Raw genomic sequence first — 1,155 nt, forward strand, 5'->3', positions numbered from 1 at the left:
GCATCCTTGACCGCCACGCCCATGGCTGCATTGACGATCAGATTGCGGCGAATGAGGGTACCCAGAGATTTTTCACCGACGGAAATGCCCTTATCCGGCGTATTGAAAATGCGGTTGCCTTCGATCAGAACGTTCTTTGATGCGCCGATGTCGATGCCGTCGCGGTTGGGATCGTCGCTGATGATTTCGATGATCGAATTGCGAATAACACCTTCGTCTACCGAATCAAAGTCGACCTCGCCGTTGCCGAAGAGCCGACAGGATTCGATGCGTGCCGATGCATTCTGCACATGGAGAATGTCGTCCCCGGCTCCCGTGCCGTCAAACGTACAGCCGATCAGCGTAATGCGGCCGCCGACGGCGTTGAAGGGCTGCCGACAGTGATTGATGGTGACGCGATCGAGCGTGAGATCGGAATTCTGCACGGCCACGGCGGCATTAAAGCGGGCGGCGTCGGCGCCGGTCGTAGCGCCTTGGATGAGTGTGTGAGACAGGGTCGAGCCGCTGCTTGCTTGATCGAAGCATACGGCTCCCCATTTGCCGCCGCCGATGCCGCGGAAAGCGACGGGGGCCTCTGCAGTTCCGTTCGCCTCGAGTTTACCGCGCACAATCAGATCGGCGCCTTCGGCAAAGCGCACCTCCGTTCCGGGTTCCAGTGTGAGAATCGCGTTCGGTTCTATCGTGACGCTGCCGAGAGCCAGGTGAGGCGAGCCTGCTGCCGTCAGCGTCTGACTGCCGGATATCGAGCTCGGCAGAACCCGTGCGCTCTCGGGCTGAAAAGCGGCGATCAGCGAGCGGTCGCCGTCCAGCGTAAGCGTCAACTCGGGTTCCATGGAGATCGTTTGGTCTCCGCCGAGCTGTTCCGCTTCGATTTCCAAGTCGAAGCTGAGGTCCGAACTGGAGCCGCTGTTCTGATGAATCTCTACGGCAATCAGGTTGCTGCCGTTGACCAAAACGCTGCCCGGAAAAGAAAACTCGAAAAAGGTGCTTTCATCGGCACCGCCGACGGCTGATAAAGCGGGCGTACTGTGCTGAACCTCCCCTTCCGGCATATTCGAGCGAAATAGTTCTACACCGTTGAGGTAGACCACGGCGCCGTCATGGGTTCAGGTTGGAAAGCCGAGTTGATCAGTTCGGCATAACGGGAAACCAGCC

The 1,155-nt window shown here is 58.8% G+C and carries 1 protein-coding gene; it reads right to left on the bottom strand.

The window, feature by feature from the left end; all coding sequences use genetic code 11:
- Positions 1–1,091 (bottom strand): right-handed parallel beta-helix repeat-containing protein (locus tag ONB24_12845; protein ID MDZ7317001.1); only part of this gene is annotated, 1,091 nt, incomplete at its 3' end.
- Positions 1,092–1,155 lie beyond the last annotated feature (64 nt).

This window comes from candidate division KSB1 bacterium (assembly GCA_034505495.1).
Taxonomy (GTDB): domain Bacteria; phylum Zhuqueibacterota; class Zhuqueibacteria; order Residuimicrobiales; family Krinioviventaceae; genus Fontimicrobium_A.